Below are 7,601 nucleotides of genomic sequence, written 5' to 3' on the forward strand. Positions count from 1 at the left end.
CGGTCGCCGGGCATCATGCCGGAGCGGACGGCGTCCTCGACGATGGGAAAGTGCGCCGCCTCCTGAGATGACGGCTCCATCCGAAGCGCGATCACCACGAACGGGGTGCCCGACGCGCGAGACGCAAACGCGTCCTCGAGGTCGGACCGGAACGTGCTAGCGGGGTCGGCTGGCATCGAGCCGCCCAAGGGCGTGAACGACGGGAGCGGAGCGGCATCGGTCGCAGGCTGCGACTGGATCGACCCGGCGACGTGGCCTCCGTTGGAGTCGGCGAGGTAGCCCTGGCTGACGATGGCGTCGGCGGGGTCGAACCCGAACGCGTCTCCCGTTGGAGTCAGCAGAGATGCGTCGGCGGGCGGGGGAGGGATGACGTCGGTTGGGGGAGGAACGCCCGGTTCCGTCGTGGACGGAGTCGCCTCGGCGTGTGCGCTCTCTGCCTCGTAGGCAGGCTCCGGTTCGGGTTCGGGCTCTGGAGTGGGAGGCTGAGGCTCGGCCACGGCCGACGAGTCCCCCGACGAGTCGTTGGCCGTCGCGAACGTGGTCGTGAAGCCGTCACCGTCGGAGCCGATCGGCTCGAGCGCGAACGGGTCGACGGGCGGTGTCGAGGTGGGCTCTGACGCCGGCGTCGAGGGCGTCGTCGGCTCCTCGACCTCGATAGATGGAGCGTCGGAGGAAGACGCCTCGTCCTCGACGAGGTCGTCCTCGATGCGATCGGTCTCGACCGGTTCGTCCTCGACCGGTTCCGTTGCGACGGAGGCGTCTGACGCCTCCGGCTCGGGAGCCGGCGCCGCGTCGGAGGCCAAAACGTCGCCTGCCGGTTCGGAAGCGTGGTCCGCATGCTGAACCGGCGCCGCGTCCTCCGTCCTCGAGGGCGCGGACGACCCGCTCCGGAGGGAGATCTGGCCCTCGACGTCCATGTGGACCGTGCCGTCGACGATCTCTTCGACGACCTCGAGCAGACGGTGTGAGGCCTCGTTGCCGGGCTCGCCCAGACCGATTACCAGCGTGACGCCTTGCGCGTTGAGGTCGCTCGCAAGCCTCTGAAACGCTTCTCGGAATCGATCGAACGTGTCGAACTGGACCAGGGGCGTAAAGTCCTCGATCACCACACGGGCCGGGCGGTCGGCCGCGACAAGCTCTGACAAGTCTCGGTACGACTTGGCCAGGCCGTCCACACCTCGGTCCGCGAGGTCCTTCGCGGAGGGGATACGGAGCAACCGAAGCCGGCCGGCTTGGTGAGCCGCTGCGAGGTCGAGGCCGACGCCCTTGGCGACCTCGACGAGCTCGCTGGGCTCACGAGGGGAGATCACGAGGGCTCGCTCGTCGGCTTCCGTAGTCGCACGGACAGTTTGCAGGGCGAGAGCGGAACGACCCGCCCCGGCTCGTCCGACGAGGAGATATGCGCGGCCAGCGGTGAAACCGCCCCATCGCGCATCGACGGCCGAGAGGCCGGAGGGAGAGTGAGAGACGTCAGTCATAGCGATATCGGAACGCGACTCAGTATCGGGCAAACGGTGTGCCATTCCGCGAGGTGCCCCAGCGCGGAGGTTGCAAGGGCGTTGCGTGCCCGGCCGAGGGCTACCTTTTCCGTCCTCCGCCCTCCCTGCCATGGACGCCGATCTCCTCTCGATTCAGGAAGCCCGCGACGCCGTCGAGGCCGCGTCCGCCGCGCAGAAGACGTTCAAGACGGCCGACCAGGCGACGGTCGACCGCGTCGTAGTGGCCATGGTGGAGGCCGGGGCTCGCGAGGCCAAGCGGCTCGGGCAGCTCGCTCACGACGAGACGGGGTTCGGGCGGCCCGAGAGCAAGGAGCAGAAAAACCTGTTCGCCACCCGGACGCTCGCTGCGCGCATGGACGGGATGCGGACCGCCGGCGTGATCGACAAGAGCGAAGACGGGTCCGTCTGGACCGTGGCGACGCCGATGGGCGTCGTGGCAGCGCTCGTGCCCTCCACCAACCCGACGGCGACGGCGTTCTACAAAGCGATCATCTCGGCCAAGGCGCGGTGCGGGATCGTGATGAGTCCCCACCCCCGCGCGGCTCGGTGCACCGCCGACGCCCTCGAGGTCGTCGCCCAAGCTGCAACGGCCGCCGGAGCGCCGGAGGGGCTGTTCAAGTGCCTCGGACAGACCGAGGGCGGCGTGACCCTGGCGGGCACCGACGCGTTGTTGGAGCACCCCAAGACCGACGTCATCCTGGCGACCGGCGGCGGGCCGATGGTCCGGGCCGCGTACTCGAAGGGGAAACCAGCCTACGGCGTCGGGTCCGGCAACGTGCCGGCGTACGTCGACCGGAGCGCCAACGTCGAGAAGGCGGCGGGTGACATCCTGACGGGGACGTCGTTCGACTGGGGCACGTTGTGCTCGACCGAGCGCTCGGTCGTGGCCGACGCCCCGATCCACAACCGGCTCCTGGACGCTCTGCGCGAGCGCGGCGGACACGTCTGCTCCGATTCCGAGACGGCCAAGCTCCGCGCCGTCGTCAAGCCGGGCGGGCGGTTCAACACCGACATCGTGGGCCAGAGCCCGCGGCGGATCGCCGAGATGGCAGGGTTCTCCGTCCCCGACTCGACGCGAGCGCTCATCGCGGAGGTCGACACCGTCGGCCCGGACGAGCCGATCTCGATGGAGACGCTGTCCCCGATCCTAAGCTTCTACGTCGCCGACGGGTGGGAGGCCGGGTGCGCGCGGTGCATCGACATCCTGGAGTTTGGCGGCATCGGCCACACCCTGGCACTCCACGCCACGGCCGACCGCGTGATCGAGCAGTTCGCCTTGCGCAAGCCCTCGATGCGGATCGTGGTCAACACGGTCGCCGCGCTCGGCTCGGTCGGCATGACGACGTCGCTGTTCCCAGCCATGACGCTGGGGCCGGGCACCGTCGGAGGCTCGATCACGAGCGACAACGTGACGCCGATGCACCTGGTCAACCTCAAGCGCGTCGCGTTCGAGACGGCCCCGCTCACCGACGACTCGGGCCGTGCCCTCGAGGGCGCTGGAGACCAGCACGGGGCAAGGGAAACGAGGCGGACGCCGGCCACACCATCGAGGTCGGCGGCGTCCTCGAGGTCGGAATCGTCGTCCTCGGGCCCGAGTTGGATGGAGGAGATCGAGGACCGGCTCCTGTCGCGCGCCGGCAACCCGTCGTCCTCGAGGCCGGCGGGGTCGGCGAACGGTGCGGCGCCGTCCTCGAGGCCGGCCCGTGCGAGTCTGCCGCTGCCGGACGTCCAGATCGACTCGCTGATCGACCGGTTCCGATCGTAGGGCGAGAAGGAGGTCTCACCCCTCGTGATCGTCCTCGAGGTCGGCTGAGGCCCCGCCGAGTGCCTCAGGAGGCAAGGTCGTCCGCGGATCTGCGCGCGTCCCCCCTTCGCAGATCCCGGCCTCGAGGACGCGCGTAGACTGACACATGTCCGCCACCGACACGCCCCCTGCCGTCACCCGCGACGGGTTCACCATCGGCACGCTACCGCCGGGGCCGGTCTCGGACCTGCTGGCGGAGGCGATGGACCTGATTCCCGACGAGCCCGAGCGGCTGTACGAGATCGCCCTCGAGGCCGAAGAGGTGGCGGACAGCGACTTGGGACGGGCGTTCGCTCGCGTCTACCAAGGTTTCGCCCGCTACCTCCTGTCCGACCACGTGGCCGCCGCCGACCTCCTGACGCGTGCCCTGGCAGACATGGAGCCGTCCGGCGACCTCGCGGGCCGATCGCTCGCCTTGGGAGGGCTGGCGTCCGTGCACGTCAGCCTCGGCCACTACGACGAGGCGCTGGAACTCGCCCTCGAGAACCTGAGCGCCGCGCGCATCCTGGGCGACGTTGAACGCGAGGCGTGGGTGCTGGCGACGATGGGCAACACGTACCTCGAACTTGGCCAGACGTCGGCCGCCCTCGAGAACGGCGAGCAAGCGCTCCGGCTGTTCGCCGGCCTCGACAACGCCGGGGGACAGGCCCGGGCGCACACCGTCTTGGGCGGTGCCCTCCGCGAGCTCGAGCGACTGGCCGAGGCCCTGGCCCACCACGAGGCCGCGCTCCGCCTGGCGCGCGAGCAAGGCGCGTCCCTATCCGAGGCCCGCGCCCTCGATGACCTGGGCCAACTGGCCCGCTTGCGCGGCGACTTCGAGGAGGCACTCTCCTTCCACCGCCACGCCCTGCGCCTGAGGGGCGTCCTGGGCAACCGACAGGCACAGGCAACGAGTCTGATCGCCATCGGCCGGACCCTGACGGCGATGGGGAAACCGGACGACGCTCGGCCCGCCCTCGAGGAAGCCCTCGGGATCGCGCAAGACGTCGGGGCCGAGCCGCGCGTCTCGGAAGCCCACGCGGCCCTCTCCGATGCGCACGAGGCCGGCGGCGACTTCGAGGGCGCCCTCCGGCACCTGCGCGCCCACTACGCCGCGCGAGAGGCGTTGCTGTCTGCCAAGGCCCGGAGCCGAATCCACTCCATCGAGGTCCGCGCCGAGGCCGAGCAGGCGCGCCGCGATGCGGAGATCTCGCGTCTCCGCACCGTCGAGCTCGCGGAGCTCAACGAGTCGCTCCAGACCGCCCTCGACGACCTGCGCGCGATGCAGGGGCAGCTCGTGCAGTCCGAGAAGCTGGCGTCGCTCGGGCGCCTCTCCGCGGGGCTCGCCCACGAGATCCAGAACCCGCTCAACTTCGTCGCCAACTTCGGCGAGCTCAACGTGGACCTGGCCACCGACCTCCTCGAGGCCGTCCGGCAGGTCGAGGCCAGCGGCGAGCCGCCTGACCTCGAGGCCTTCCAGGCCGACCTCGAGGACATCGTCGCGAACGCCGGCCGCGTCCGGGATCACGCGCGCCGTGCCGAGAGCATCGTGAGCGGGCTGATGGGCCACGTCCGCGACGTCGGGGGAGAGCGCCGCCCGACGGACATCCACGAGCTCCTCGAAGGCGGCGTGTCCCGGGCGCTCGGACGCTCCGACCTCCGCATCGAGCGCGACTACGCCGATGACGTGCACCCGCTCGACGTCGTGCCGGCCTCGATCCAGCGCGTGTTCGTCAACCTGCTCGAGAACGCCCGGTGGTCGGTGGACCGGGCCGCCGCCGGCGGCATCGAGGTCGCAGACGACTGGACGCCGACCGTCCGGCTCTCGACCGAGCGCTATGACGGAGGCGTGGAGATCCGGATCGCGGACAACGGGATCGGGATCAAGGCGGCGGACTGCGTTCGGGTGTTCGAGCCGTTCTTCACGACGAAGCCGGCCGGGACGGGGACGGGACTCGGGCTCTCGCTCGCGTACGACATCGTGTCGCAGGGCCACGGCGGCACGCTCGCCGCACACAGCCGAGAGGGACAGGGTGCCACGTTCATGATCACGCTGCCGAGCTGAGGCAGAGGTGGCCCCGGCGCCCTCGAGGGTGGGGCGCTTACTGCTCGATGCTGCGGGCGTCGAACGCCGTCACGTCGTGGCCGTCCGACTGGTATGCGATCTCGATGGGGTTGCAGCACACCTCGCAGTCCTCGACGTAGCGCTGGGATGGGACGCTCGGGTCGACGAGCATCGTGATGGGCGCGTTGCAATAGGGGCAGGCGAACGGGACCTCGACCTCGAACATGACCGCTAGGTTGGTGGCCCCTGCCTACGCCGCCGTGATCCGACTCGCTCCCGCTCTCTTGGTCTTCGCGCTCGCCGCGTGCTCCGCGCCGTCGCCCTCGATGCAGACCGCGCCGCCCTCGAGGACGGCTGAGCAAACTGGACCGTGGCCCGAGCCCCAGGCCGACGCCGTCCTGCAGTCCGCCCTCGACGAGATGGCCGCCGGCTTCGACGGCGTCGTGGGCGTCTACGTCCAGCACTTGCCGACCGGCCGGACGGCCTCGCTCCGTCCTGACGAGCTGTTTCCGACCGCGAGCATGGTCAAGGTCCCCATCCTGCTCGGCGTGTTCGACCGCATCGAGGACGGCGAGCTCGCAATGGGTGACGAGATCGTGTTCTACGACTCGCTCCGCTACGGCTCCGGCGAGCTGTTCTCCGAGCTCCGCGATTCCGCGACGGTCTCGCTCCACAGCGCGGTCGAGCAGATGCTCGCGGCGAGCGACAACACCGCGAGCCTCTGGCTCCAGGCGATGGTGACGGGCGAGGGCGTCAACACGTGGCTGGCCGACAACGGGTTCGACGGCACGCGCGTGAACAGCCGCGTCCCCGGCCGACGCCCAGACTGGGAGGTCTACGGGTGGGGCCAGACGACGCCGCGCGAGATGACTGAAATCGTGCGCCGCATCGTCGAGGGCCGAGCCGTCTCGCCGGCGGCCGACCTCGAGATGCATCGCCTGCTCACGAGGACCCACTGGGACGACGAGGCCATCGCGTCGCTGCCGCCCTCGGTCCAAGCCGCGAGCAAGCAGGGCGCCGTGAGCGAGTCCAAGAGCGAGGTCGTCTACGTCCACGCGCCGTCGGGGCCGTACGTGTTCACCGTCGTCACGAAGGAGCAGGGCGACGTCGGGTACGAGCCGGACAACGCGGGCTTCGTCCTGATCCGCGAGATGAGCACGCTGTTCTGGAACACGTTCGAGCCCGGCTCGCCGTGGCAACCGCCGGCCGGAACAGAGCGGTTCAGCTACTAGCCGTCCTCGAGGTCGCTACGCCTCGGTCCGGGCCGTCGGGTGCTTCTCGAGGTGGATCGTCTTCGATGACGCGTCGGGCTCGGCGGCCTCGAGGTCGCGGAACCGCATCACGTGTCCGACCCAGTGGATGCCGAGGTCGAGCGCCGTCTTGAGGACCACGAACAGCGCGAGCGCGAGAACGCCGCCGCCCGCGAACATGACCATAAAGCCGGCTGCAAGGATCACGACGTGGAGCAGAACGACGCGGCCGTACGGCTTCCCCATCTCGACGCTGATCGTCGCGGCCTTTCTCTCGCCCCGGACGATGTAGTTGACCACGAACGAGAGGCCGTGGCTGGCGATGAGCGGGACCAGCCCTTCCCATGGTCGGAGCGTGCTCTGGGCTGCGGACCCCACGTCGCCGCCGAACAGCGTGGCCACGAACACGCCGTGGACGCTGAAGAACATCCCAAAGTGGATGCAAAAGAACACGCCCAGCGCGATTCGCTGAGGCAGCGCCCCGTCGTCCGCGCTCAGGATCCGCAGCAACGCAAACGCGCCGATGACGCCAGTCTCGGCCCAATAGAGCCACATCACTCCGAACAGGCTCCAGTCGAAGTACATCACCCCGATAAGAGGGACGACGTTGGCGACGACCAGACCGATCGCGGACGGAATCGAAGGGGCGCGGGCGACAGCGTTCATCGAGGGCGAACCTACCGCACCGGCCTCGATGTGCCATCGCCGCTGGGGGAAACTCAGTCGCGTCGAGGTCGGCCCCAGATGACCTTGTCGGGGATCTCGACCTCGAGGTCGGTCTCGACGGTGATCTGGCACGACAGGCGCGGGTAGCTCCAGGCGGCGGCCATCCGGTCGTGCCAGTGGGTCGGCGCCGGGGCGGGGGAGACCCAGACGCCGCACGTGGCGCAGATGCCGCGGCCTCCGCAGTGGGCCAGCTCGGTCAGCGCCACGTACGGCGAAAGTCCGGCGTCCAACAGCGACCGTCTGAGGTTGGCGCCGCGCTCGACCTCGAGGTCGAGGAC

At 69.9% G+C, this 7,601-nt stretch carries 7 protein-coding genes; 3 read left to right on the forward strand and 4 right to left on the reverse strand.

All coding sequences use genetic code 11. The annotated features are described in order from the left end of the window. Positions 1 to 1,610 (reverse strand): ATPase domain-containing protein (locus tag WBA11_RS03290; protein WP_424519297.1); only part of this gene is annotated, 1,610 nt, incomplete at its 3' end. Between WBA11_RS03290 and WBA11_RS03295 the strand changes: the two genes are divergently transcribed. Next, a complete protein-coding gene (locus WBA11_RS03295; RefSeq protein WP_424519298.1) occupies positions 1,609 to 3,264 on the forward strand; it encodes an aldehyde dehydrogenase family protein in 1,656 nt (551 codons plus the stop codon). The two genes, WBA11_RS03290 and WBA11_RS03295, sit on opposite strands and share 2 nt — an antisense overlap. Positions 3,265 to 3,409: 145 nt before the next feature. Further along, entirely contained in the window at positions 3,410 to 5,347 is a 1,938-nt protein-coding gene (locus WBA11_RS03300; protein ID WP_424519299.1) for a tetratricopeptide repeat protein, read from the forward strand. Positions 5,348 to 5,384: 37 nt separating this feature from the next. Here WBA11_RS03300 and WBA11_RS03305 read toward each other — a convergent pair whose 3' ends face one another. Beyond that, positions 5,385 to 5,573, reverse strand: a complete 189-nt coding sequence (locus WBA11_RS03305; RefSeq protein WP_424519300.1) for a CPXCG motif-containing cysteine-rich protein — start codon at positions 5,571 to 5,573, stop codon at positions 5,385 to 5,387. A 34-nt stretch (positions 5,574 to 5,607) separates the two neighbouring features. On the opposite strand from WBA11_RS03305, the gene WBA11_RS03310 reads away from it, so the two are divergent. Then, the gene (locus WBA11_RS03310; protein WP_424519301.1) at positions 5,608 to 6,579 is read left to right on the forward strand and encodes a serine hydrolase; all 972 of its coding nucleotides are present in this window, start codon (positions 5,608 to 5,610) and stop codon (positions 6,577 to 6,579) included. Between the two features lie 15 nt (positions 6,580 to 6,594). Here WBA11_RS03310 and WBA11_RS03315 read toward each other — a convergent pair whose 3' ends face one another. Next, the gene (locus WBA11_RS03315; protein WP_424519302.1) at positions 6,595 to 7,263 is read right to left on the reverse strand and encodes a DUF6498-containing protein; all 669 of its coding nucleotides are present in this window, start codon (positions 7,261 to 7,263) and stop codon (positions 6,595 to 6,597) included. A gap of 53 nt (positions 7,264 to 7,316) precedes the next feature. Continuing rightward, a partial coding sequence (locus WBA11_RS03320; RefSeq protein WP_424519303.1) for a hypothetical protein occupies positions 7,317 to 7,601 on the reverse strand: 285 nt, incomplete at its 5' end.

Source organism: Rubrivirga sp. (genome assembly GCF_049648075.1).
GTDB lineage: Bacteria > Bacteroidota > Rhodothermia > Rhodothermales > Rubricoccaceae > Rubrivirga.